21 protein-coding genes are annotated in these 23,615 nt (G+C 72.8%); 8 read left to right on the top strand and 13 right to left on the bottom strand.

The window, feature by feature from the left end; all coding sequences use genetic code 11:
* The 8 genes from KG111_RS02645 to KG111_RS02610 all read right to left on the bottom strand — a co-directional run bounded on the left by KG111_RS02645 (position 1) and on the right by KG111_RS02610 (position 7,283).
* Entirely contained in the window at positions 1-750 is a 750-nt protein-coding gene (locus tag KG111_RS02645; RefSeq protein WP_205292193.1) for an SDR family oxidoreductase, read from the bottom strand.
* A 128-nt stretch (positions 751-878) separates the two neighbouring features.
* Entirely contained in the window at positions 879-2,339 is a 1,461-nt protein-coding gene (locus tag KG111_RS02640; protein WP_205292194.1) for an aldehyde dehydrogenase, read from the bottom strand.
* Positions 2,336-3,007 (bottom strand): nuclear transport factor 2 family protein, encoded by a 672-nt coding sequence (locus KG111_RS02635; RefSeq protein WP_205292195.1) that lies wholly within the window; start codon positions 3,005-3,007, stop codon positions 2,336-2,338. The genes KG111_RS02640 and KG111_RS02635 overlap by 4 nt, the downstream gene beginning before the upstream one ends.
* Positions 3,007-3,225 (bottom strand): ferredoxin, encoded by a 219-nt coding sequence (locus KG111_RS02630; protein ID WP_205292196.1) that lies wholly within the window; start codon positions 3,223-3,225, stop codon positions 3,007-3,009. Before KG111_RS02630 ends, KG111_RS02635 begins: the two co-directional genes overlap by 1 nt.
* Positions 3,222-4,634 carry a cytochrome P450 gene (locus tag KG111_RS02625; protein WP_205292197.1) on the bottom strand — a complete coding sequence of 471 codons (1,413 nt, stop codon included), beginning with the start codon at positions 4,632-4,634 and terminating at the stop codon, positions 3,222-3,224. The genes KG111_RS02630 and KG111_RS02625 overlap by 4 nt, the downstream gene beginning before the upstream one ends.
* Complete coding sequence (locus tag KG111_RS02620) at positions 4,631-5,422, bottom strand: SDR family oxidoreductase (protein ID WP_205292198.1); 792 nt, start codon at positions 5,420-5,422, stop codon at positions 4,631-4,633. The genes KG111_RS02625 and KG111_RS02620 overlap by 4 nt, the downstream gene beginning before the upstream one ends.
* Positions 5,422-6,693, bottom strand: a complete 1,272-nt coding sequence (locus KG111_RS02615; RefSeq protein WP_205292199.1) for a cytochrome P450 — start codon at positions 6,691-6,693, stop codon at positions 5,422-5,424. Before KG111_RS02615 ends, KG111_RS02620 begins: the two co-directional genes overlap by 1 nt.
* Positions 6,693-7,283, bottom strand: coding sequence for a TetR/AcrR family transcriptional regulator (locus tag KG111_RS02610; RefSeq protein ID WP_205292200.1), 591 nt, complete (start codon positions 7,281-7,283; stop codon positions 6,693-6,695). The genes KG111_RS02615 and KG111_RS02610 overlap by 1 nt, the downstream gene beginning before the upstream one ends.
* Positions 7,284-7,352: 69 nt before the next feature.
* Here KG111_RS02610 and KG111_RS02605 point away from each other — a divergent pair, with 69 nt between their 5' ends.
* The 3 genes from KG111_RS02605 (at position 7,353) to KG111_RS02595 (ending at position 11,377) form a co-directional block, all read left to right on the top strand.
* Complete coding sequence (locus KG111_RS02605) at positions 7,353-8,201, top strand: LLM class F420-dependent oxidoreductase (protein WP_205292201.1); 849 nt, start codon at positions 7,353-7,355, stop codon at positions 8,199-8,201.
* An 11-nt stretch (positions 8,202-8,212) separates the two neighbouring features.
* Complete coding sequence (locus KG111_RS02600) at positions 8,213-9,490, top strand: hypothetical protein (RefSeq protein ID WP_240195944.1); 1,278 nt, start codon at positions 8,213-8,215, stop codon at positions 9,488-9,490.
* Positions 9,491-9,577: 87 nt separating this feature from the next.
* Positions 9,578-11,377: an N-acyl-D-amino-acid deacylase family protein gene (locus KG111_RS02595; protein ID WP_205292202.1), complete on the top strand. Its 1,800-nt coding sequence runs from the start codon at positions 9,578-9,580 to the stop codon at positions 11,375-11,377.
* 79 nt (positions 11,378-11,456) lie between these two features.
* Here KG111_RS02595 and KG111_RS02590 read toward each other — a convergent pair whose 3' ends face one another.
* Positions 11,457-13,214, bottom strand: a complete 1,758-nt coding sequence (locus tag KG111_RS02590; RefSeq protein WP_205292203.1) for a Tad domain-containing protein — start codon at positions 13,212-13,214, stop codon at positions 11,457-11,459.
* A 173-nt stretch (positions 13,215-13,387) separates the two neighbouring features.
* On the bottom strand, positions 13,388-14,587 hold the full coding sequence (locus KG111_RS02585) for a saccharopine dehydrogenase family protein (RefSeq protein WP_205292204.1): 1,200 nt from the start codon (positions 14,585-14,587) through the stop codon (positions 13,388-13,390).
* A 93-nt stretch (positions 14,588-14,680) separates the two neighbouring features.
* On the opposite strand from KG111_RS02585, the gene KG111_RS02580 reads away from it, so the two are divergent.
* The 4 genes from KG111_RS02580 to KG111_RS02565 all read left to right on the top strand — a co-directional run bounded on the left by KG111_RS02580 (position 14,681) and on the right by KG111_RS02565 (position 18,533).
* Positions 14,681-15,259, top strand: coding sequence for a sigma-70 family RNA polymerase sigma factor (locus KG111_RS02580; protein ID WP_205292205.1), 579 nt, complete (start codon positions 14,681-14,683; stop codon positions 15,257-15,259).
* Positions 15,256-17,304 carry a beta-propeller domain-containing protein gene (locus KG111_RS02575; RefSeq protein ID WP_205292206.1) on the top strand — a complete coding sequence of 683 codons (2,049 nt, stop codon included), beginning with the start codon at positions 15,256-15,258 and terminating at the stop codon, positions 17,302-17,304. Before KG111_RS02580 ends, KG111_RS02575 begins: the two co-directional genes overlap by 4 nt.
* A 92-nt stretch (positions 17,305-17,396) precedes the next feature.
* Positions 17,397-17,663, top strand: coding sequence for a DUF2277 domain-containing protein (locus KG111_RS02570; protein ID WP_205292207.1), 267 nt, complete (start codon positions 17,397-17,399; stop codon positions 17,661-17,663).
* Positions 17,664-17,705: 42 nt separating this feature from the next.
* Positions 17,706-18,533, top strand: coding sequence for a Sir2 family NAD-dependent protein deacetylase (locus KG111_RS02565; protein WP_205292208.1), 828 nt, complete (start codon positions 17,706-17,708; stop codon positions 18,531-18,533).
* 174 nt (positions 18,534-18,707) lie between these two features.
* Here KG111_RS02565 and KG111_RS02560 read toward each other — a convergent pair whose 3' ends face one another.
* Entirely contained in the window at positions 18,708-19,394 is a 687-nt protein-coding gene (locus KG111_RS02560; RefSeq protein ID WP_205292209.1) for an iron-dependent transcriptional repressor DtxR, read from the bottom strand.
* An 86-nt stretch (positions 19,395-19,480) separates the two neighbouring features.
* Between KG111_RS02560 and KG111_RS02555 the strand changes: the two genes are divergently transcribed.
* Positions 19,481-21,097, top strand: a complete 1,617-nt coding sequence (locus KG111_RS02555; RefSeq protein WP_205292210.1) for a glycoside hydrolase family 13 protein — start codon at positions 19,481-19,483, stop codon at positions 21,095-21,097.
* Positions 21,098-21,122: 25 nt separating this feature from the next.
* Here the strand turns inward: KG111_RS02555 and KG111_RS02550 are convergent, their stop codons facing one another.
* Both KG111_RS02550 and KG111_RS02545 read right to left on the bottom strand, forming a co-directional pair.
* Positions 21,123-21,641 (bottom strand): MarR family winged helix-turn-helix transcriptional regulator, encoded by a 519-nt coding sequence (locus tag KG111_RS02550; RefSeq protein ID WP_205292211.1) that lies wholly within the window; start codon positions 21,639-21,641, stop codon positions 21,123-21,125.
* Complete coding sequence (locus KG111_RS02545; protein WP_240195945.1) at positions 21,638-23,326, bottom strand: MDR family MFS transporter; 1,689 nt, start codon at positions 23,324-23,326, stop codon at positions 21,638-21,640. The genes KG111_RS02550 and KG111_RS02545 overlap by 4 nt, the downstream gene beginning before the upstream one ends.
* Positions 23,327-23,615: the final 289 nt, after the last annotated feature.

Below are 23,615 nucleotides of genomic sequence, written 5' to 3'. Positions count from 1 at the left end.
TCAGGCCCGGAACGTCTGGCCGCCGTCGACGGCCAGGATCTGCCCGGTCACCCAGGACGCCTCGTCGGAGAGCAGGAAGAGGCAGGCGCCGACCATGTCGTCGACCGAGCCCATCCGCTTGATCGCCAGCGAGTTCCGCACGATGTCCTTCGCGGCGTCACCGGCCTGCACGCGGGTGGCCTCGGTGTCGGTGGGGCCGGGCGCGATGGCGTTGACCCGGATCCGCTGGCCACCCAGCTCGTGGGCCAGCTGCTGGGTCAGGCTGTTGATGCCGGCCTTCGCCAGCCCGTAGAAGCCGGAGTACAGGTAGGCCGCGGTGGAGGACTGGTTGACGATCGCGCCGCCGCCACGCTTGGCGATCTCCGGGTAGACCGCACGCGTCATGACCAGCGCGCCGTCCATGTTCACGCTCATGAACTTCCGGTAGTAGTCCCAGTCGACGGAGATCAGCAGGTTGAACTCCATGTCGCCGTAGATCGCGGCGTTGTTGACCAGGTGGTCGATGCCGCCGAGCTCGGCCACGGTGCGCTCGACGAGCGCCTGGGCGGACTCGGCCGAGGAGACGTCGGTGGCGACGAAGATCGCCCGCCCGCCGTCCTCGTTGATCGAGGCGGCGACCTTCGCGCCGGACTCCTCGTTGCGGTCGGCCACGACCACGGCCGCACCCTCCGCGGCCAGGGCGCGCGCGTACGCCTCGCCGATCCCCTGCGCGGCGCCGGTGACGACCGCGACCTTGTTCTCGAAACGCATGTGGACTCCTCGTGGTGGGGCTTGACGGCCTGTCGGAATCCCCGGTCGACCGGGGAAACTGGCGCAGGCGGAGGTTTGCAACGGGGTCGAGCGCAGGAATCCCCGGTCGACCGGGGATTCCTGCACCCCTACGCCGGCTCGGCGATGGTCTTCATCTCCAAGTACTCCTCGAACCCGGCGACACCCATCTCGCGGCCGAGGCCGGAGGACTTGTACCCGCCGAAGGGGGCGTCGGGGCTGAACCAGACGCCGCCGTTGACGGCGAGGGTGCCGGTGCGGATGCGGCGGGCCACGGCGCGGGCGCGCTCGAGGTCGGCGGAGTCCACGGAGCCGGAGAGCCCGTACGCCGAGTCGTTGGCGATGCGGACGGCGTCGTCGTCGCCGTCGTGCGGGATCACCACGAGCACGGGGCCGAAGATCTCCTCCTGCGCCAGGCGCGAGGAGTTGTCGAGCCCGGCGACGACGGTGGGCAGCACCCAGTTGCCGGGTCGGTCGAGGACCTCACCGCCGGTGGCGAAGGTGCCGCCCTCGGCCCGCGCGACGTCGAAGTACGACGCCACCCGGTCACGTTGCGCGCGGTTGATCACCGGCCCGCAGATCGCGCCGTCGTCGGCGGGGTCCTTGACGCCGATGGACTCCATGGTGGCGGCGGCGACCTGCACGGCCTCGTCGTACTTCGCACGCGGCACGACCAGCCGGGTGGTGATCGCGCAGCCCTGGCCGGCGTGGATGCAGGCGGCGAACGCGGTGCCGCCGGCGACCGCGGCGACGTCGGCGTCGTCGAGCGCGATCGCGGCCGACTTGCCGCCGAGCTCGAGGAACACCTTCTTCAGCGTGGGCGCGGCGGCGGCCATGATCGCCCGACCCACGGCGGTGGAGCCGGTGAAGGAGACCATGTCGACGCGCGGGTCGGTGCTCAGCTGCGCGGCGACCTCGTTGGAGCGCGGGGTGACCACGTTGAAGACCCCGGGCGGGATGTCGGTGTGCTCGGCGACCAGCCGGCCGAGCTCCGCACCGACCCACGGGGTGTCCGGGGCCGGCTTGAGCACCACGGTGCAGCCGGCGGCCAGCGCGGGCCCGATCTTGGCGAGGTTGATCTGGGTGGGCACGTTCCACGGCGAGATCGCGGCGACGACGCCGACGGGCTCGCGGCGCACGGTGCGCCGGGTCGGGATGCCCATCGGGGCGGCGACGCCGAGGTCGGTCTCGAGCTCGTAGGTCTCGGCGAGGTCGGTGACCCACTTGAGGCCGTCGACCGGCACGTCGAACCCGGCGGCCATCATCATGAAGCCGGGCATGCCGACCTCGGCGGTGGTCAGCGCCTTGAACGGCTCGGCGTGGGCCAGCAGCGCCTCGTGCAGCTGGCGCAGGCAGCGCACCCGCAGCGCACGGTCGGTGGACCACTCGGACTCGTCGAAGGCGCGCCGGGCCGCGGCGATCGCGGCGTCGACGTCGGCGGCGGTGCCGTCGGGCGCCACCCCGATCTGCTCGTCGTTCGCCGGGTTCAGGATCGGGTACGTCGTACCGTCCGAGGCGCCGACGAGCTTGCCGTCGATGAGCTGCTGGGCCGGTGGCGGCAGCGCGCTCACTCCCCGGCCCTCGCAGCGCCGTCGGAGGTCGAGCCGGCGGAGACCGGCTCCTGGGTGACGTACTCCCCTGCCTCCACGGGTGGCGGCCACACGGTGGAGGGCAGGTCCTTGAGGTGGTAGTGCCCGGGCACGTCGTGGCCGAAGACCTCCATCCGCTTGAGCAGCGTCTGGGGCGCCTTGCCGGACTTCAGGATCTGCATGAACGTGTGCGTGGTCGAGGGCATGTCGAACCAGTCGCGCTGCCAGGCGATCTTGATCTGGCCGGCGTCCGCGCCGGTGGTCTGCCGCTCCACGCCGAACCAGGAGCCGCCGATGCCGAGGATCTCGAACTCCTTGCCGGTGGCGTCGTCGACGATGCCGGAGCGCTGCTTCCAGAAGCCGAGCACCATGTTCTTGGTCTCGTCGATCATCGTGCAGACGTAGTCGTAGTGCCAGCCGTCGAAACCGTCCATCTCGATGCCGATCGCCCAGTCCCGGATCTGGTCGCGGCCCACGGCCATGAAGTGCTCGTCGTGGCTGTACATCCAGCCGTAGTTGGCGTCTTCGGCGTAGTGCTCGGCCATGACCCGCCAGTCGCCGGTGCGCTCGGCCTCGCGGTTGACGGCCAGCCAGGACTCCCAGAACTCCTCGATCTCGGCGCGGGTCAGGTGCTGGTTCTGCTCACTCATCATTGATCCTCTTCGATCGACAGGGCGAAGGCCGGGCAGTACTTGACGGCCGTGGTCACGTCCGGGCGGAGCGACGCGTCGGGGTGGGTCTGGCGCAGTACGACGACGTCGGCGTCGGCGTCGAAGCCGAAGACGTCCGGGGCCTCGCCCTGGCAGAGCTGGTGGCCCTGGCACACGTCGGTGTCGGCCACCACGCGGAAGCCGCCGGGGGTGCTCATCGGGCCCGCCGGCGGTAGCGCACCCGGGCGGGCTGCGCGAGCTGGATGACCATCTTGGAGTAGTCGTCGGCGTAGGAGTCGAGCGGTTGGACCGGCTCGAAGGCGAAGTCGCGCAGGATCACCGAGAAGATCGCCTTCATCTGCATCATCGCGAAGGCGTTGCCCACGCAGCGGTGCTTGCCGGCCCCGAACGGGATCCAGGTCCAGCGGTTCTGCAGGTCCTCCTGGCGGGGGTCGAGGTAGCGGGCCGGCTCGAAGGCGTCGGCGTGCGGGAAGTCCTCCTCGATCCGGTTCGAGACCCGCGGCGAGGACGCCACCAGGGTGCCGGCCGGGATGGTGTGGCCGAGCAGCTCGAAGTCCTCGGCCACCTTGCGCATCAAGATGATCAGCGGCGGGTGCAGGCGCAGCGTCTCCTTGAGCGCCGCCTCCAGCACCGGGATCGAGCGCAGCGCCTGGAAGGAGACCTCCGGTGCGGCGCCGTCGGCGTCCGGGGCGTAGAGCGCGTCGAGCTCGGCGACGACGTCGGCCATCACGTCGGGGTGGCGCAGCAGCTCGATCATCGCCCACGACGCGGTGCCCGAGGAGGTGTGGTGGCCGGCGAACATCATCGAGATGAAGATCCCGGTGACCATCTCGGCGTCGTAGCCCACCGCGATGAGGACGTCGAGCAGGTCGCGCTCGTCCTTGGGGATCGCACCCCCCAGCAACTCCGCCTTGGCGAGGCGGTCGGAGATGATCGCCTGCACCTTCGCGACCAGCTCCTCGCGGGCCGTGTCGCGGGTGCGGAAGCTCTCGATGTCGGCGTACGGGTCGACGTAGGCGATGGCGTCGGTGCCGTGCTCGAGGCGGTGGTAGATCTCGGCGAAGGAGCCGTCGAGGGCGTCGCGGAACGGCTTGCCGATCAGGCACGAGGAGGTGGTGTAGATGGTCAGCTCGGCGAAGAAGTCGAGCAGGTCGATCTCCCCCTCCTCGCCCCAGCCGGCCACCATCCGGCGGATCTCTGCCTCGATGGTCTGCGCGTGCCCGCGCATCATGTCCCCGCGCAGCGCCTGGTTCTTCAGCATCTGCTGCCGCTCCTCCGGGGAGGCGTCGAAGACGACGCCCTTGCCGAAGATCGGGGTCATGAAGGGGTACGCCGCGGCCTGGTCGAGCACGTCGTCGGGGGCCCGGAAGAACGCCTCGTTGCCCTCGGCGCCGGTGACCAGCACGACGTCGGTGTCGGCGAGCCGGAACCGGCCGATGTCGCCGCACTCCTCGCGGACGCGGTGGAAGAGCCGGATCGGGTCGACCCGCATCTCCGGCAGGTGGCCGGTGCCGCGGATGATCTCGGGCACGGAGGCGTCGGTGTCGTCGAGGACGGTGGAGACCTCGGGGATGCCGGCCAGCTTGTCGTTCACCGCGGTGCTCATGGCTGCTCCTTCTCCGGTCGCGCGATGGGCGCCTCGGGGTTCACGTCGACGGGCGAGATGTGTACGCCGCGCGGGGCGCTGACCACGGTGGTGATCGCCTGGGCGATCGCGGTGGGCTTGAGGAAGTGCGGGTGGCGGGCGTGGCCCCACTTGACCCACTCCGTGAGCACCTTGGCGCCGGCGTCGGCGTCCCAGTCCCCGCCCATCTCCGACCACGTCGGCCCAGGGCGGACGATCGAGGCGCGCACGCCGGTTCCTTCGAGCTCCATCTGCAGCGCCTCGACCAGTCCCTCCAGACCGGACTTCGTGGCGCTGTAGCCGCGCATGAAGGGGCGCGCCCGCAGGGCGGTGTCGGAGGAGACGAAGACCAGGTCGCCGCGCTGGCGGCCCAGCATCCCGGGCGCGAACGCGCGGACCAGCCGGTGTGCGCCGAGCACGTTGACGTCGAACTCCGCCGCCAGCTGCTCGGTCGTGGCCTCCACGATCGCGCCGGGGGCGAGCAGGCCGGCGTTGGCGACGACGACCTCGACGTCGCCGAGCGCCTCGGCCGCGGCGGTGGCGAACTTCTCGACCGAGGAGGTGGAGGAGACGTCGAGGGCGTGCACGAACGCCTCCCCGCCCTCGGCGCGGATCGCGTCGGCGAGCTCCTCGAGCCGCTCCACGCGCCGCGCACCGAGCGCGACCGGGAACCCGGCCGCGGCCAGCGTCCGCGCCGTCGCGGCGCCGATGCCCGAGGAGGCGCCGGCGACCACGGCCGGGCGGCGCTCCGGGTGGACGGGCTTGGGCATCAGGAGGTCCTCTCCGTGAACGTGACCGGCAGCGAGGCGAAGCCGCGCACCGACGTGGAGTGCACCCGCACCGCCCGCTCGGCGTGCACCTCGAGGTGCTGCACGCGGCGGACCAGCTCGTTGAGCACGACCTTGGCCTCGAGTCGCGCCAGGTTGGCGCCGAGGCAGAAGTGTCGGCCGGTGCCGAAGCTGAGGCTCTGCGCCAGCTCGGCGCGGTCGCGGTGGATGTCGTAGACGCTCGGGTCGGTGAAGACCCGCTCGTCGCGGTTGGCCGAGCCGAGCAGCACCAGCGCCTTGGCGCCGGCGGGGATGGTGACGCCGCTGAGCTCGGTGTCGGCCACGACGTAGCGGGCCAGCATCTGGCTGGAGGTGTCGTGGCGCAGTGTCTCCTCGATCCACGGCACGACCAGCGTCTCGGGGTCAGCGCCGCGGTCGGGTGCGCCGAGCACCTCGTCGCGTTGCGCGGGGTGGGCGGAGAGGTGGTACAGCGCGTTGCCGAGCAGCTTGGTGGTGGTCTCGTTGCCGGCGACCACCATCAGGAACAGGAACGCCTTGACCTCGCCGTCACGCAGCCGCTCGCCGTCGACCTCCGCGGCCAGCAGCGCGGAGGTCAGGTCCTCGCCGGGCCTGGCGCGGCGCTCCTCGACCATCCCGGCGTAGTAGTCGAAGAGCGCGAAGGAGGCCTCCACGCCGGCGGCGGGGACATCGCGGACGCCGTCCTCACGGTGCACGACGAGGTCGGCGAGGCGTCGTACCTCGTCCCGGTCGGCGACCGGGACGCCCATCATCTGGGAGATGACGTCCATCGGGAGCTTGCCGGCGAAGTCGCGGATCCAGTCCGTCTCCCCCTGCTCCCGGTTCACCGCGAAGGCGCCTGCGAGGTAGTGCTCGGTGAGCCGCTGCACCTCGGGGGTGAGCTCGCGGACCCGACGCGGGGTGAACGCCGCCGAGACCAGCTTGCGCACCCGCGCCTGCTCGGCGCCGTCGAGGGCGAGGAAGCTCATCACCCGGTGCGCCTCGGGGCTCCACGCCGAGGCGTCCAGGGAGACGCCCATCCGGTTGGAGAAGACCTCGTCGTCGCGCAGCGCGGCGAAGACGTCGGCGTGCCGGGAGATCACCCACAGGTCGTCGCCCACAGCGTGGTGCACGGGGTCCTCCTCGCGCAGCCGCGCGTAGGTGGGGTACGGGTCCTTGTGGAAGGCGTAGTCGTAGGGGTCGAAGACCAGCGGCGCGGAGCCGGCCGTACCGGTCGCGGTGGGGGTGGCACTCATCAGCGTCCTCGCATCAGTACGTCGACCGCCGCGGTGAGCCGCTCGGCGATCTCCTCGTAGGTCATCAGGCCCATGCCGGCCTGGAGCAGCGCTCCGGAGAAGGCGAGCACGAACACGTCCAGCACGTCGTCGTGCCGGGGTGCTTCGGGGTCGGCGGGGTCGGCCAGCGCCGCGGCGAAGCGGTGCAGGAAGGCGGTGCCGATCTGCAGCCGCAGCCGGGCGACGTCGGGGTCGGAGCCGAGCAGCGCCGGTGTCACGGCCGCGGCGAGCTTGGGCTCGGCGACGATGCGGTCGGTGAGGTCGCGCACCGCCTGCTTGAGCCGCTCGGCGGGCGTCGCCCCGGCGGGTGGGGCGCTCGCGGTGGCCAGGTGCCGCCAGAAGAGCTCGGCGAAGAGGTGGTTCTTGGACGCCAGGTAGGTGTACGCCGTGGCGGGCGAGACGCCGGCGCGCTGCGCCACGGTGCGCACGGTGAGCGCCTCATGGCCCACGGCGCGCAGCTCGTCGAGGCCGGCGACCAGCAGCCGCTCCACCGTCTCGGCCTGACGCGGGTTCAGCCCTTGCCGCGGCGTCTCGAACACTTGACTGGACATGTGTCCAACATAGGAGACGGTTTCCTCGCCGGGCAACCAATTTCTAGAACTCGTTCTACGTTTGCTGGCATGCGCAACGGCATCGTGCTCTTCACCTCCGACCGCGGCATCACGCCGGCCACGCTCGCCCGGGCCGCCGAGGAGCGGGGCTTCGACACGATCTACGTGCCCGAGCACACCCACATCCCGGTGCGCCGCGACGCGCTGCACCCCACCGGCGGCGCCGACCTGCCCGACGACCGCTACCTGCGCACCCTCGACCCGTGGGTCTCGCTGGCCACCTGCGCCGCGGTCACCACCCGGATCCGGCTCTCCACCGCGGTCTCGCTGCCCGTGGAGTCCGACCCGATCACCCTGGCCAAGACGCTGGCCACCCTGGACCACCTCTCCGGCGGCCGGGTCACCCTCGGCGCCGGCTTCGGCTGGAACACCGACGAGCTCGCCGACCACCACGTGCCCGCGGGCAAGCGCCGCACCGTGCTGCGGGAGTACCTGGAGGCGATGCGGGAGCTGTGGACCGCCGAGGAGGCGTCGTACGACGGGGAGTTCGTCTCCTTCGGCCCGAGCTGGGCCTACCCGAAGCCGCCGCAGGGCCGGATCCCGGTGATCATCGGCGCCGGCGGCGGACCGAAGACCATGCGCTGGATCGCCGCGCACGCCGAGGGCTGGATGACCACCCCGGTCGAGACCGACATCGCCGACAAGGCCGCGCTGCTGCGCAAGGAGTGGGCCGACGCCGGCCGCGACGGCGAGCCCGACGTGCGGGTGCTGGTCGCCAAGAGGCCCACGCCCGAGGACCTCGCGGACTGGACCACGGCCGGTGCCTCCGAGCTGATCTGGGGGGTGCCGGACGCCGAGGAGTCCGCGGTCCTCGGCTACCTCGACAAGCTGGCCGGCAAGCTCGACCTCGCGGGCTGAGGATAGCGGGCATGGAGACGGCGGACATGGAGACGGCGCCGCGGAGCCGGTACGACGACCTGAGCCGCGAGCAGCTGGCGACGCTGGTCCCCGAGCTGCTGCTGATGGGCCAGCTCATCGACCGCTCCGGGATGGCGTGGAGCATCGCCGCGTTCGGCGCCGAGGAGATGGCGCGGATCGCGATCGAGGAGTGGGCGGCGGCGAGCCCGATCTACACCCGCCGCATGCAGCAGGCACTCGGCTACGCGCCGCCCGTGCCGGGCGGCGGTGACGTGGTGACGATCTTCAAGGGCCTGCAGCTCGACATCGGCGCCCCGCCGCAGTTCATGGACTTCCGCTACACGGTGCACGACCGGTGGCACGGCGAGTTCCACCTCGACCACTGCGGCGCCCTGATGGACGTGGAGCCGATGGGCGAGGAGATGGTGACGCTGATGTGTCACGACATCGAGGACCCCACGTTCGACGCCACCGCGATCGCCAGCAACCCGCACGCGCAGATCCGGCCCATCCACCGGCCGCCGCGCCGCCCCGCGGACCGGCACCCGCACTGCGCCTGGACCGTGGTCATCGACGAGTCCTACCCCGAGCCCGAGCCGGTGCCCGCGCTCGCGGTCAACGAGCGCTCGCGGGCGGCCACGCTCACCCTCGCGCCGATCGACACCGGCGACGAGGGTCGCTCCGACTACGCCGGCCCGCTGCTCGCCGACATCGACTTCGCCGCGTTCTCGCGCTCGGCGCTGGTCCGCATCGCCGACGAGGTCGTGCTGCAGATGCACCTGCTCGACCGGGCGTTCGCGCTCGCCGTGGCCGCGCGCGCCGAGACCGAGGAGAGCCTGTTGCGGATCCGCCGCAAGCAGCTGGTCGGCGTCGCCGGCATCGGCGCGGAGCGGATCGCCCGCGCCCTGGGCCTGGACGCCGAACCGGACCCCGTCCGCGCCGCCGTGCGGCTGCTGGCGCTGCACCCCGTGCTCAACCCGGCCGCGTACGTCGCCGCGGACGTCGCCGGCGACACGGTGCTGGTGCGCACCGACTCCCCCGCGCACTCCGACGGCGCCTGGATCGGGCTGTGCGGGCCGGAGTGGACCGCGGCGCTGCAGGCGATCGTGCGCGGCATCGACCCGCACCTCGACGTCGAGGTCCGCGGGGACGCCACCGAGTGGCTGCTGAGCGTGGTGCGCCGCGACGAGCCCGCCCCGGAGGCCGACGAGGTCGCGGTGACCCGGTTCTCCACCGGCGCCGGGTTCGCGTTCGAGCCACGTCGCTCGCTGCCGATCACCCCCCTCTGAGGGTCGCGCCGCCGGATCCTTGCGGTTGCGACGCAAGGATGAAGATGAGTCGCGACAATTATGGCCTGCGTCACTAGGCTGCCAGGCATGGTCGACACCGAAGCACCCTTCGACACCGTCATCCGGGGTGGCACCTACTTCGACGGCACGGGCGCCCCCGGGGTGGTCCGCGACGTGGGCCTGCGCGACGGCAGGGTCGCCGCCGTCTCCGCCGAGCCGCTGGACGCAGCCGGCGCCGAGGTGATCGAGGCCGCCGGGCAGTGGGTGATGCCGGGCATGGTCGACATCCACACCCACTACGACATCGAGGTCCTCGACGGCCCCGGGTTGGCGGAGTCGCTGCGCCACGGCGTCACCACGATCCTCGTGGGCTCCTGCTCGCTGTCCACCGTCCACGTCGACCCCGTCGACGCCGGCGACCTCTTCGGCCGGGTCGAGGCGATCCCGCGGATGGCCGCCATCGGCGCCGTCGAGCGGCACCGCGACTGGTCCAGTGCCGGTGGGTACGTCGCCGCGCTCGAGCGCCGCCCGCTCGGGCCCAACGTCGCCGCGATGATCGGGCACTCCGACATCCGCACCGCGGTGATGGGCCTGGACCGCGCCACCCGCAAGGAGGTCGTGCCCACCCACGCCGAGCAGGCGCAGATGGAGCGGATGCTGCGGCAGGCCCTGGACGCCGGCTTCGTCGGCATGTCGTCGCAGCAGCTGCAGTTCGACAAGCTGGACGGCGACCGCTGCCGCTCGCGGACCCTGCCCTCGACGTACGCCCGGCGGCGCGAGATGGGCAGGCTGGCCTCCCACCTGCGCCGGCGCGGCCGGGTGATGCAGGCCGGCCCGGACGTGAAGAACCCGTTCACGATCGTCGAGCACGCGCTGCGCTCGCTCGGCCTCGGCCGGCCGCGGCTCAAGACCAGCCTGCTCGCCGCTGCGGACCTCAAGGCGATCCCGGCGATCATCCACCTGATGCGGCTGCTCTCGCGCACGGTCAACCCGCTGGGCGCCGACTTCAAGTGGCAGCACCTGCCGGTGCCGTTCGAGGTGTACGCCGACGGCATCGACCTGGTCATCTTCGAGGAGTTCGGCTCCGGTGCCGCGGCGCTGCACCTGGCCGAGCAGGTCGCACGCGACGAGCTGCTGCGCGACGAGGACTACCGCCGCCGCTTCCGCAAGGACTACGAGTTCAAGTGGGGGCCGCGGGTGTGGCACCGCGACTTCTTCGACGCCGAGATCGTCGCCTGCCCCGACCCCGACGTGATCGGCAAGTCGTTCGGCCAGGTCGGCGTGGAGCGCGGCGGCGTGCACCCCGTGGACGCGTTCCTCGACCTGGTCGTCGAGCACGGCACCGCGCTGCGCTGGCGCACCACGATCAGCAACCACCGTCCCGACGTGCTCAAGCGGCTGGCCGCCGACCCGGGCGTGCAGCTGGGCTTCTCCGACGCCGGCGCGCACCTGCGCAACATGGCCTTCTACAACTTCGGGCTGCGCTTCCTGCGCCACGTGCGCGACGCCCAGCTGGCGGGGCGGCCGTTCCTGAGCACCGAGCGGGCGGTGCACCGGATGACCGGCGAGCTCGCCGAGTGGTACGACGTCGACGCCGGCCGGATCCGCCCGGGCGACCGCGCCGACGTGCTGGTGGTGGACCCGACCCGGCTCGACGCGACGCTGGAGGACTACCACGAGGCGCCGGTGCCGGCCTACGGCGGACTCTCGCGGATGGTGAACCGCAACGACGCGACGGTCACCGCGGTGCTGGTCGGCGGTCGCACCGTGGTCCGCCACGGGGTGCCGACCGACCTGGTCGGGGTCGAGCGGACCGGCTCGTTCCTGCGCGCCGGGGTGCGCACCGCGCCGCCGGCCGTCGTACCGCAGGACCGCCAGGTGGGCTGACCCGCGCTCCGCTTCCCAAGAGAATTCGTCGAGATCTCCGCGAATTCCGACAAATCTGCTTGGGAAGCGGAGCGCGGGTTCAGCCGACCAGGCGCGGCAGCCCGCAGTCCACGGTGGGGGCGGCCTGCACCGTGCCCCCGGCGACGTCGACGCCGAGCGTGCGGAGCAGCGGGTCGAGCAGCCAGGTGTCGAGGGTGGCGACGAGCGGGTTCACGAGGCCGTCGAGGATCAGGTTGGTCACCTGCTGCAGCAGGCTGGGGATCCGGAGGAACTCCAGCAGGTCCGAGAGCGGCCCCAGCCCACCGAGCAGGGTGAGGTCGTTCAGGCCGACGTGCAGCCGCGGGATGCCCAGGCCCCCGGTGGCGGCCGGCAGCGTGGCCGAGTAGTCCTCGTCGGCGATCTCGATCGAGGCCTCGCGGGTGGGCCGGCTCGCGCTCTGGCTGCTGGTGAGCGCGATCGTCCCGCTGACCACCTCGATGCCCCGCCAGCCGGGCAGCCCGATGTCCAGCAGGCTGATCCGCATCTTCGGCGACGTGGGGTCGTCCTTGCGCTGCCCGAGCCGCACGTCGACACCGAGCAGGCCGCTGTCGATGGCCACGTCGACCCGTTTCGTGCGGGAGTCGACGCACCGTACGGCGCGCACGAGCGCGCTGGCGTCGGCGAGCGTCACCCGCACCGACACCGGCACGTGCACCTTGATCAGGCCGAGGTCGAGGTTGAGCACGTCGCCGGACAGGTCGACCTCGATCTGGGAGCTCTCCACCTTGCCGGAGCAGGCCACGACCGGCTTCTGCCCGACCTTGACCTTCGCGTTCAGGTCCACGAGCTTGGCTCCGCCCGCACCCAGTGGGAGCGGCAGCCGGACACCGAGCGGCAGCGAGAGCACGTTGGTGCCGTCCGCCAACGCCAGGCTGGCGGTGAGGAGGTCGAGGACGTCGAGGCCGAGGGTCGCGGCGGCGTCCTGAGCGGTGCCGAGGTCGACGAGGTCGCCCAGCTCCACCGACACGGCGGGCAGGTTGGCCTGGACGCCGTTGTAGACGTTGCGCAGGAGGTCGATCTCGGCGAGGCGGCCGCTGCCCTTCTCGAGGGCGCGCACGGTGGCGAGCATCAGCTGCGACAGCCCCACCTTCACCCCGGCCGCCTCGGTGAACGAGGCCGCGGAGATGTCGGCGGAGACCAAGGGGTCCAGCTCGGCGATCAGGTCGAGCAGGTTCAGCTGGACGCCGGCGAGGCCGTGCTCAGGGTCGAGCACCTGCAGCGCGAGGTCGGTGCCGAGCAGGTCGCCGAGCAGCGGCTCCAGCAGCCAGGAGCGCTGGCTGTCCAGCTGCGCGGCGTACGAGCTGACCTTCAGGCAGGCGCTGGTGCGCGCGGCGGCGACGGCCTTGCGGGTCGCGGCGCCGCGGTCGGTGCCGGTGAGGCCGCCGAACGCGAAGCCCACCGAGGAGGACGCGACGACCTCCACGCCCTCAGGCACCGCGGAGGAGCCGGCCGGCTCCCAGGTGCCGTCGGGGCTGCGGGCGACGAAGGCCCAGCGCGCCTGGTCGGCGGACACCTCGCCTCCGATGAGGCTGGCGTTGCGGGCCAGGCTGGCGGCCATGGCGTCGTCGATCGCCTCGCGGTCGGCGTCGGTGTACTCGCCGACGGTCTTGCCCGTGAGCTCGCGGGCCAGGTCGAGGGCAACGACGTCGACGACGGCCTGCAGGTCACGACGCAGCACCCGCTGCATGCCGAGGTCGACCACGAACGCCGCGGACATCACCAGCACCGCGGTGCACAGCGCGACCAGCACCGTGGTGGCGCCGCGCTCGTCGCGGGGGCGCGCAGCGCGCTCGGGCACCCGAGACCACCCCTCCCCTGACTTGCCGCCGCCCGTCGCCTCCCTGCGTCGGGCCGGTCGGCCACGGCGGGCGTCCCCACGCCCGCTCGGAGGGTAGCGGTGGTCCCGGTCGAGACGGGACGCCGTCCCAAAAGTCTTGCCAGGTGGTCACCAAAAAGCGGGTACGGCGGGGCTCAGCGCCGTTCGAAGGCGATGCCGGCGCGCTGGAGGCGGCCGATGAGGGCGTCGCCCATGGCGGCGGCGGTGGTGACCTGCCCCGCGGTCACCGGGTTCTCGTCCAGCGCCAGGCTCAGGGCCGACTCGGCCAGCATCTTCGAGGTCTCGGTGTAGCCGGGGTCGCCCCCGGAGACCCGGGTGCGCACCGTCGTGCCGTCGCTCTCGGCGACCAGATCGACGGTGAACCAGGACTTCTCCCGGCGCTTCTCCGAGGGCCCCTGGCCCTGGGGCACCCGCTTGAGCAGGGCCTCGCGCACCGGCTTGACCTGCGCGGCCAGGGTGAGACCGGTGGCGCCGACGGCGCCGCCCGCCGCGTAGCGCAGCGTCTTGGTGCCGGCGAAGTGGGTGTAGGTGAAGTCGGGGCCGTAGCTGGGCAGCGCCGCCCCGCTGCGCGCGACCACGAACGGGTCGATGGTGGGCAGCGGCAGCAGCCACAGCCCGAGCTCGGGGTCCCGGCCGGGCTTGGCGGCGCTGGCCCGGGAGCGCCGGCCGTCGGGCCGCGGCTCCAGCCGGCGACGCTCGCGGGCCGCCTCCCGCATCTGCCGGGCGCGGGAGAACGCCGTGATCGCGGAGTGGAAGGTGCCGCCCGAGAAGGTGGCGTTGGAGCGCACCACGCCGCGCATCCGCACCGGGCCGGCGATCTGCCCGCCCAGCTCGTCGGCGAGCTCGCCGATGGTGAAGTAGGCGCCCAGATCGTGCGGGATCGAGTCGAAGCCGCAGGCGTGCACCAGCCGGGCGCCGGTGCCCGCGGCGGTGGCGTGGTGCTCGACGTACGCCCGGTCGACGAACTCCGGCTCCCCCGTCAGGTCGACGTAGTCGGTGCCCGCAGCCGCGCACGCGGCCACCAACGGGCCGCCGTGGTGCAGGTAGGGACCGACCGTGGTGGCGACCACCTGGGTGGTGGCCGCTACCTCGGCGAGCGAGTCCGGGTCCGCGGCGTCGGCGAGCAGCAGCGGCAGCTCGGCGAGCTCGGGTCGCCCCGGGTGCGCCGCGGCGAGCCGGTCGCGGACCGCGGCCAGCCGCTCCTCGCTGCGCCCGGCCAGCGCCCAGCGCAGCTCGGCCGGGCCGTGCGCGGCCAGGTAGTCCGCGGTGAGGCCGCCGGTGAAGCCCGTGGCTCCGAACAGGACGACGTCGTACGGGTGATCGGCGGCAACCATGGCCCCACTCTTGCACCCGGCTCAACACGAGGGAACCGATCGCAGCGGCCGGAGCGTCATAGGTTCGAGACACCCAGCCAGGACGGAGCACCTGTGGACCCCGACCCCACGACGGACGCGGCCTCCCTCGAGCACGCCGAGCACGCCGCGTACGCCGAGTACGCCGCGTACGTCGAGCAGAGCTGGCCCACCCTGGTCCGGGCCGCGATGTTCCTCGGCGCGCGCCCGCACGAGGCCGAGGACGTCGCCCAGACCACGCTGGTGCGCTGCTTCACCGGCTGGGCCAAGGTCAGCGCCGCCGACGACCGGGACGCCTACGTCTACCGGATGCTGCTCAACTGCCTGCACGACCTGCGCCGCACCCGCTGGTACCGCGACCGGCAGCACGACGACCCGCAGGTACTCGAACGGGCCACCCGGGCCGCCGGCGCGAGGGGCACCGACGAGGCGGAGCGGATCGCGATCGCCGACGCCGTGCACCGCGCGCTCGGCTCGCTGTCGAAGCCGAACCGCGACGTGGTGGTGCTGCGCTACTTCGTCCAGCTCAGCGAACGGCAGACCGCCGCGGTGCTGGGCGTCGCCCCCGGGACCGTGAAGAGCCGGCTGTCCCGGGCCCTGGCGCGCCTGGCCGGCGACGACCATCTCCTCGACCTGTCCGGAGGGACGAAGTGAGCGACCTCGAACGCCTGTGGGACGACTACTCCCCAGGCCCCGCCCCGACCCACGAGATCCTCGCCGCCGCGCGCACGTCGGCCGACGGCTCCCCGGCCGGCCGGTCGGCGGGGCCGGCGGCTCCCCTGGTGCGACGCCGGCTGCTCACCCGTCCGGCGCTCGTCGCGGCGAGCATCACCGCCCTGGTCGGCTCCTTCGCCGCCGGCACGCTGGTCGGCGGGTCGGACGACGGGTCCGGCGCCGGCGGCACGCCGCCGGGGATCGAGGCGCTCCCCTCCCACGTCGCGTTCGCCGCGGACCTGGAGCCGGCGGCCTCCTGCGAGGACCTGCTCGCCTCCTACGTGCAGCGTGGGCTCGACGCGGTCGGCCCGTGGGGCTGGACGGGTGGGGGCGTGGCCTACGCGGCCGAGACGGGGGACATGGCCCAGCTGGACGGCGCGCGCGCCAAGGCCGCCTCACCGCGGATGGAGCGGCAGGTCAGCAGCGAGACGGGCACCAACGTGCAGGAGAGCGGCGTCGACGAGCCCGATACCGTCAAGACCGACGGTGAGGTGCTGGTGACGCTGCGCGACAACGTCCTGCGCACGTACGACGTCACCGGCTCCGCGACGCAACGGCTGGCGACCCTGCGACTGCCGGGCATCAGCGACGCCGAGGCGATGCTCGCCGGTGACACCCTGGTCGTGGTCGGCACCGACGCCGCCGTGGCGGACCGCACCGGCACGCGGGTGCTGACGGTGTCGCTGGCCGACCCGGCCGACCCCGAGGTGCGCGAGCAGGTGCGCTACTCCGCGGCGCTGGTCTCGGCACGCCAACACGGCTCGACGGTCCGGCTGGTGCTCGCCACCGACCCGCCCGACCTGGACTTCGTCGAGCCGAGGCGGGGCCGCAGCGAGGCCGCGGCGCAGCGGCACAACCGGGAGCTGGTCGAGGCGACCACGATCGACGACTGGCTGCCCACCGTGACCTCGGGTGCCGGTGCCGACCCCGGCGGCAAGGACGCCGAGCAGCTCGTGGACTGCGCCGACGTGGCGCTGGTCCCCGACGAGCTCGGCCTCGGCACCACCAGCGTGGTCGGCTTCGACGTCACCGCCCCGACCCGGCTGGACGCGATCGGCCTGGCCGGGCTGACCGAGATCGCCTACTCCTCGGCCGACCACCTCTACCTGGCCAGCAGCGGAGGCCCGGAGCGGGCCCGGGCGGGCCGAGCGGTGTGCGCGGGCCGGTGCGAGGCAGACGGCGCGGTCCTTCGCGGCGGCACCTCCGGGACGTCGTACCTCTTCGACTTCGCCCTCGACGGCGTGCAGGCCACCCACGTCGCCTCGGGCGAGGTGGAGGGCTCGATCGCCGACCGGTGGTCGATGGACGAGGCCGACGACGTGTTGCGGGTCGCGGTCGGCCCCACCCAGGAGACCGCCGACGTCAACGCGGTGGTGACGCTGCGCCGCGAGGGCACCGAGCTCGTCGAGCACGGTCGGCTGGACGGCCTGGGCCGCGGCGAGGAGATCAAGTCCGTGCGCTGGTCCGACGACCTCGCGATGGTGGTCACGTTCCGGCAGGTCGACCCGCTCTACTCGGTCGACCTCAGCGACCCGGCGCGGCCGCGGCTGCTCAGCGTGCTCAAGATCCCCGGCTTCTCCTCCTACCTGCACCCGCTCGGCGAGCACCGGATGCTCGGCGTCGGGGAGGGCAGGAGCGAGGACGGTTGGGGCGCGCAGGTCGGCCTGTTCGACGTCACCGACACCGCCCGAGTGCGCCGCCTCGACGTGGTCGGCTACGGCCGCAACAGCGCTGCGCTGGCCGGCACCGACCCCCGCGCGCTGACCTGGCTGCCCCAGCACCGCACCGTGCTGACGGTGATCAGCGAGCACCGGTTGCGGCGGGTCGGCTACGTCGCGGTGCTGCGGGTGCGCGACGGACGGCTGGAGGAGCGTCGGGTCAAGGTGGAGCACGGCAGCGACGTGGACCTGGTCCGCACGGTGCCGCTGCCTGATGGCCGGGTCGTGCTGGTGACCGGCGAGGGCGCCCGGTTCTTCGCACTCTGAGCCCTGCCGCGAGGTCCTGCCGCGAGGTCCTGCCGTGAGGCCCTGACGTGAGGTCCTGCCGTGAGGTGCTGGGCGGGCGTAGCGTGGTCGGTATGTGCCGCAACATCCGTCAGCTCCACAACTTCGAGCCGCCGGCCACCGACGACGAGGTCACCGCTGCCGCGCTGCAGTACGTCCGCAAGGTCGCCGGCACCACCAAGCCCAGCCAGGTCAACCAGGCCGCCTTCGACGCCGCTGTCGCCGAGGTCGCGCACGCCACCCGACACCTGCTCGACGCGCTGGTCACCACGGCGCCGCCGAAGGACCGCGAGGTGGAGGCCGCGAAGGCCCGCGAGCGCGCCCGGCTCCGCTACGCCTGAGCCTGGCCGCCTGCCTCCGCGGCGCTGCGTAGGCTTGGAGACGTGACGATCCTCGGCCATCGCGACGCCGCGCTGGAGGCGTGCGCCGCGCGGCCCCTGGTCGTGCTCACCGGTGCCGGGCTCTCCACGGACTCCGGCATCCCGGACTACCGCGGCCCGGGCGCCCCGGCGCGGATGCCGATGACCTACCAGGAGTTCGTCGGCTCCCCCGCCGCGCAGCAGCGGTACTGGGCGCGCAGCCACCTCGGGTGGTCCCGGATGCGGCGCGCCGAGCCGAACCCCGGCCACCTCGCCGTCGCCCGGCTCGGGGCACAGCTGGTGATCACCCAGAACGTCGACGGGCTGCACGAGCGCGTCGGCACACCCCACCTCATCGCGCTGCACGGCCGGATCGCCGACGTCATCTGCCTCGCCTGTCGTCGTACGACGCCGCGGGCGCAGCTGCAGGAGCGGCTCGCCGAGGCCAACCCGGGATGGGTGGAGGCGCACGCGCACGTCGCGGCGCGCCCCGACGGCGACGTGGACCTCGACGACACCGCGGGCTTCGTGGTGCCCGGCTGCACCGGCTGCGGCGGGGTGCTGAAGCCGGACGTGGTGTTCTTCGGCGAGAACGTGCCCAAGCCGCGGGTGGAGCGCTGCTACGCCGCGGTCGACGCGCTGGCCGCCGCGGGCGGCGCGCTGCTGGTGGCGGGCTCCAGCCTGACCGTGATGAGCGGGCTGCGGTTCGTGCGCCGGGCGGCGCGGCTGGGCGTGGACGTGGTCATCGTGAACCGCGGCGTCACCCGTGGCGACCCGCTGGCGACGTACCGGGTCGACGCCGGCACCAGCGAGTGGCTCACCGCTCTCGCGGACCTGCGCTCCCCCGCCTGAGCCGAATCACCCGTCGTGGCCCGTCGAATCACCCGTCGTGGCCCGCCGAATCACCCGTGGTGGTCGACCACAAAGGCCGACTCGACCGACCACCAGGGGTGATTCGGCGGGCCACAAGGGGAGATTCGGCGGTACGACGAGCGGCAGGCCCCCGGCAGGGACCCCGCAGGGCCTCTACAGCCGCTTGACGAAGATGTGGTCGGCGGCCTCGGGGAAGATCTCGGCGGTCTCGCCGCCGGAGCCCACCAGGACGCCCTCGGCGGTGGCCTGGATGGTGATGGTCTTGTCGGGCAGCGCACCGACGCGGCGCATCGCGCTCATCAGCGACTCGTCCTTCTGCATCTCCTCGGAGATGCGACGGACCAGGGCCCGGGCGCTGTCGGGTCCGGCGGCCTTGGACAACGGCTCGACGTCGGTCATGAACGTCTCGGGCGCCGTCTCCTGCCCGAGCTCCTCGAGGCCGGGGATCGGGTTGCCGTAGGGCGACTCGGTGGGGTTGTCGAGCAGCTCGAGCAGCCGGCGCTCGACGGTCTCGGACATGACGTGCTCCCAGCGGCACGCCTCCTCGTGGACCAGCTCCCAGTCCAGGCCGATGACGTCGGTGAGCAGCCGCTCGGCCAGCCGGTGCTTGCGCATCACCCGGACCGCCAGCTGGCGGCCCTCGTCGGTGAGCTCCAGGTGGCGGTCGCCCTCGACGGTCAGCAGGCCGTCCCGCTCCATGCGGGCCACCGTCTGCGACACGGTCGGGCCGCTCTGGTGCAGGCGCTCCGCGATGCGCGCGCGCAGGGGGACGATGCCCTCCTCGATGAGCTCGTAGATCGTGCGCAGGTACATCTCGGTGGTGTCGATGAGGTCGCTCACTCCGCCATTGTGTCCCATCCGGAGGCTGGCGGCACGCTCGCCGACCGGGCCTCGGGACCCCTCCCACCGCGTGGCACCCTGGGGCGGTGACCACTCTCACCTCCAGTCCGGGCGGCGCGCCGTGGTGGCGTGACGCCGTCGTCTACCAGGTCTACGTCCGCAGCTTCGCCGACGGCCTCGGTGCCGACGGGATCGGCGACCTGCCCGGCATCACGTCCCGGCTGCCCTACCTGTGCGACCTCGGGGTGGACGCCCTGTGGATCACGCCGTTCTACACCTCCCCCCAGAAGGACCACGGGTACGACGTCGCCGACTACCGCGACGTCGACCCGCGGTTCGGCACCCTGGCCGACATCGACACCCTGCTCGAGACCGCGCACGGCCTGGGGCTGCGGGTGATCGTGGACCTGGTGCCGAACCACACCTCGGACGCCCACGTCTGGTTCCAGGCCGCGCTGGCCGCGGAGCCCGGCTCGCCGGAGCGGGCGCGCTACCTGTTCCGCGACGGCCGCGGGCCCGAGGGCTCCGAGCCGCCGAACAACTGGCAGTCCGTCTTCGGTGGCCCGGCCTGGACCCGGGTGCCCGACGGGCAGTGGTACCTGCACCTGTTCGACTCCTCCCAGCCCGACCTCGACTGGCGCAACCCCGAGGTCGGCGACGAGTTCGACAGCGTGCTGCGGTTCTGGCTGGACCGCGGCGTCGACGGCTTCCGGGTCGACGTGGCCCACGGCCTCTACAAGGAGGAGAGCCTGCGCGACCAGGAGCGGCCCGCGGCGGACGAGGAGCCCGGCGCCCCGGGCGGCCCGGACCCGGAGGGCCACTCGATGGTGGAGCGGGTGCTGCGTGACGAGCCGATGTGGGAGCAGCCCGAGGTGCACGACGTCTACCGCCGCTGGCGCACGGTGCTCGCGGAGTACCCCGGCGACCGGATGGCCGTCGCCGAGGCCTGGACCCAGACGCCGGAGTCGATGGCCGAGTTCATCCGCTCCGACGAGCTGCACCAGGCGTTCAACTTCGCCTGGCTCAGCGCCCACTGGTCGGCGGAGTCGTTCGCGGACGTGATCAACGAGTCGATCGAGGCGGTCGCCGTGGCCGAGGCGGCGCCGACCTGGGTGCTGTCCAACCACGACGTGGAGCGGCACCCGACGCGGTACGGCGGCGGGCCGGTGGGGCTGGCCCGGGCCCGGGCGGCGACGCTGGCGATGCTGGCGCTGCCCGGCTCCGCCTACCTCTACCAGGGCGAGGAGCTCGGGCTGGAGCAGGTGGACGTGCCGCCCGAGGCGCGCCAGGACCCGTCGTGGTTCCGCACCGGCGAGCCGGGCCGGGACGGCTGCCGGGTGCCGATCCCGTGGTCGGGCTCGGCGCCGCCGTACGGCTTCGGCGACGGCGCGGGGCAGCCGTGGATCCCGCAGCCCGAGGACTGGGCGCCGCTGAGCGTGGAGGCGCAGCTGGCCGACGAGGACTCGACGCTGTCGTTCTACCGCCGGGCGCTGGCCGCGCGCCGCAAGCTCCTCGCCGGCGCCGACGACGACACCACGGCCACGGCCACCGACCACGTGCTGGAGGTACGACGCGGGGGGCTGCGGGTCCTGCTCAACGCCGGCACCGCGCCGGTGCCGCTGGGCGACGGTGAGCTGCTGATCAGCAGCGGGCCGTGCCCCGACAACATGCTGCCCCCGCACACCGCCGTCTGGCTGCGCTGACGCCTCGCGTGGGACGCCTGAGGCCTCAACCGTCCTCGGGCGTCCCGAGCGCAGTGTTGTAGCGGTGCAATGTGGCGGAGAAGCCCTCGAGGTCCTCGGCGGACCAGTCCGCGAGCCGCTCGGCGAGCATCACCCGGCGGGAGTCGGCCACCCGGTCCAGCCGGGCGATCCCCTCCGCGCTCGCCGACAGCAACGTGGCGCGGCCGTCGGCCGGGTCGGGCTCGCCCTCGACCAGGCCGAGGTCGAGCAGGTGCTGCACCTGCCGGCTGATCGCCCCCTTGTCGATGCCGAACACGCACCTGACGGCCGAGGCCCGCACCGGTCCGGCCTTGCGGATGTAGTCGAACATCAGGTACGACGCGGGCTGGAGCTCGGCGTGCACCTCGCGGGCTCGCTCGGCGATGACCCGGCGCAGCCGGCGCAGCGTCACGGCGACCTCGGTCTCGAGGTCCTGCAGCGCCGCGATCCGGCGCCGCTGGACCTCGCTGTCCCCCAGGCCCTCGGGGACCGGCTGCTCGGCGACCGGGTTCTCAGTCGCGGTCATCGGTCGCGCCCGGTGCCCTCGGCCCGATCCGCCCCGCCCTCCGCGACTTCGTCGGGCTCGACGTACGCCGGGTAGTCCCGCGGCTCGCCGGCGGCGACGAGGCCGGCCTCGACCTCGCTCTTCGAGGCGCTGAGGTTGGAGGTGCGCAGCGGCACCTCCTTGATGAACAGGATGCACACGAAGGCGAACACGGCGAACGGCACGGCGACGGCGAAGATGTGGCCGGTCGCCTCACCGAAGGAGGACGTGTAGATCTCCGCGAGCGGGCCGGGCAGCTTCGCCACGTCGGGGATGTCCCCGGTGCTGTGCCGCAGCTGGTCGAGCTGCTCGGGGCTGAGCCGGCCGGAGGCGGTGAGCGCGGCGATGCCGTCCTTGAACTGGCCGGCCACCTGGTGGGCCAGGACCGCGCCGAGCACGGCGACACCGACCGAGCCGCCGATGGAGCGGAACATCGCGACCACGGAGCTGGCGGCGCCGAGGTCCGCGACGGCGGTGTTGTTCTGCACCGCCAGCACCAGGTTCTGCATCGTGGCGCCGACGCCGAGGCCGACCAGCGCCATGAAGAGGCCGACGATCCACAGCGAGGTGGTGGCGTCGATCGTGCCGAGCAGGGCGATGCCGACGATGAGCAGCACCATGCCGCTGACCAGCCAGCGCTTCCACCGCCCGGTGCGGGTGATGATCTTGCCGCTGACGATGCTGGAGACGAGCAGGCCGCCGACCATGGCGATCGACATCAGTCCGGCCTCGGTGGGGCTCATCCCGCGCGAGGTCTGGAAGTACTGGCTCAGGTAGACGGTGGCGCCGAACATCGCCACGCCGATCATCACCGAGGCCACCGTGGCCAGCGCGGTGGTGCGGTCGCGGAACAGGCGCAGCGGGATGACCGGCTCGACGGCCACCTTCGCCTCCACGAAGATCGCGGCGGCGATCAGCACGACGCTGCCCACCACGAGCGCGTACGACGTGGGCGAGGTCCACGCGAAGCTGGAGCCGGCGAGGCTGACCCAGACCAGCAGGAGGCTGATGCCGGCCATGACGAGCAGGGCGCCGAGGTAGTCGATCTTGACGTCGCGGCGGACCACCGGTAGGCGCAGGGTCTTCTGCAGCACCACCAGCGCGATGGCGGCGGGGACCAGGAGCAGCACGAAGCAGCCGCGCCAGCCCAGCGGGGAGTCCACGACGACACCGCCGAGCAGCGGGCCGCTGACGGTGGCGGTGGCGAAGACCGCGCCGATGTAGCCGGAGTAGCGGCCGCGCTCGCGGGGGCTGACCATGGTCGCGATGACGACCTGCACCAGCGCCGTCAGACCGCCGACACCGACGCCCTGGACGGCGCGGGCGCCGATCAGGGCACCCATGCTGGGCGCCGCGGCGGCGATCACCGAGCCGAGCGCGAAGATGCCCAGGGCGACCTGCACCAGCATCTTCTTGCTGAACAGGTCGGCGAGCTTGCCCCAGATGGGCGTGGTCGCGGTCATGGTCAGCAGCGTGGCGACGACGACCCACGTGTAGCCCGTCTGGCTGCCGTTGAGGTCGCGGACGATCGCGGGCAGCGCGTTGCTGACCACGGTGCTGGAGAGCATCGCGACGAACATGGCCAGCAGCAGGCCGGTGAGCGCCTCCATGATCTGGCGGTGGGTCATCTGACCCGGTTCCGCGGCGGCGGACGGCGTGGAAGTCATTCCCCCACCGTATCCCCGGATTGGTTGCATCCAACAACCATCGCCGCCTGCTGGGGGCCGCGCTCGAGGACCTGGAGGCCGGAAGACGCAGCGACCCGCAGGTGTGGCGCGGGGGCCAGGGCCGGAGGACGATCCGGTTTCACCTGCGGGTCGGGTGACTGCTTGGTATTCGCGAGCAGCCCGTCCTGGGTGCTGCGGGACTGCTAGCGAGCAGCCACCTCACGCGTCCTTGAAGAAATCATTCCTCGGACCACCTCCTTTCCCGTGTACCTCAACGGTAGGACGCGGT

It is taken from the genome of Nocardioides faecalis (assembly GCF_018388425.1).
In the GTDB taxonomy this organism is placed as follows: domain Bacteria; phylum Actinomycetota; class Actinomycetes; order Propionibacteriales; family Nocardioidaceae; genus Nocardioides; species Nocardioides faecalis.
The sequence above is the reverse complement of the archived record's forward strand: the minus strand, read 5'-3'. Positions and strand labels throughout refer to the sequence as shown.

Coding starts and splice junctions, on each gene's coding strand:
- KG111_RS02610 (WP_205292200.1), bottom strand. CDS start 7,283: ATGTCCAGTCAAGTGTTCGAGACGCCGCGGCAAGGGCTGAACCCGCGT.
- KG111_RS02620 (WP_205292198.1), bottom strand. CDS start 5,422: ATGCCCAAGCCCGTCCACCCGGAGCGCCGCCCGGCCGTGGTCGCCGGC.
- KG111_RS02635 (WP_205292195.1), bottom strand. CDS start 3,007: ATGAGTGAGCAGAACCAGCACCTGACCCGCGCCGAGATCGAGGAGTTC.
- KG111_RS02625 (WP_205292197.1), bottom strand. CDS start 4,634: ATGAGCACCGCGGTGAACGACAAGCTGGCCGGCATCCCCGAGGTCTCC.
- KG111_RS02600 (WP_240195944.1), top strand. CDS start 8,213: ATGGAGACGGCGGACATGGAGACGGCGCCGCGGAGCCGGTACGACGAC.
- KG111_RS02595 (WP_205292202.1), top strand. CDS start 9,578: ATGGTCGACACCGAAGCACCCTTCGACACCGTCATCCGGGGTGGCACC.
- KG111_RS02630 (WP_205292196.1), bottom strand. CDS start 3,225: ATGAGCACCCCCGGCGGCTTCCGCGTGGTGGCCGACACCGACGTGTGC.
- KG111_RS02545 (WP_240195945.1), bottom strand. CDS start 23,326: ATGACTTCCACGCCGTCCGCCGCCGCGGAACCGGGTCAGATGACCCAC.
- KG111_RS02605 (WP_205292201.1), top strand. CDS start 7,353: ATGCGCAACGGCATCGTGCTCTTCACCTCCGACCGCGGCATCACGCCG.
- KG111_RS02550 (WP_205292211.1), bottom strand. CDS start 21,641: ATGACCGCGACTGAGAACCCGGTCGCCGAGCAGCCGGTCCCCGAGGGC.
- KG111_RS02645 (WP_205292193.1), bottom strand. CDS start 750: ATGCGTTTCGAGAACAAGGTCGCGGTCGTCACCGGCGCCGCGCAGGGG.
- KG111_RS02570 (WP_205292207.1), top strand. CDS start 17,397: ATGTGCCGCAACATCCGTCAGCTCCACAACTTCGAGCCGCCGGCCACC.
- KG111_RS02615 (WP_205292199.1), bottom strand. CDS start 6,693: ATGAGTGCCACCCCCACCGCGACCGGTACGGCCGGCTCCGCGCCGCTG.
- KG111_RS02585 (WP_205292204.1), bottom strand. CDS start 14,587: ATGGTTGCCGCCGATCACCCGTACGACGTCGTCCTGTTCGGAGCCACG.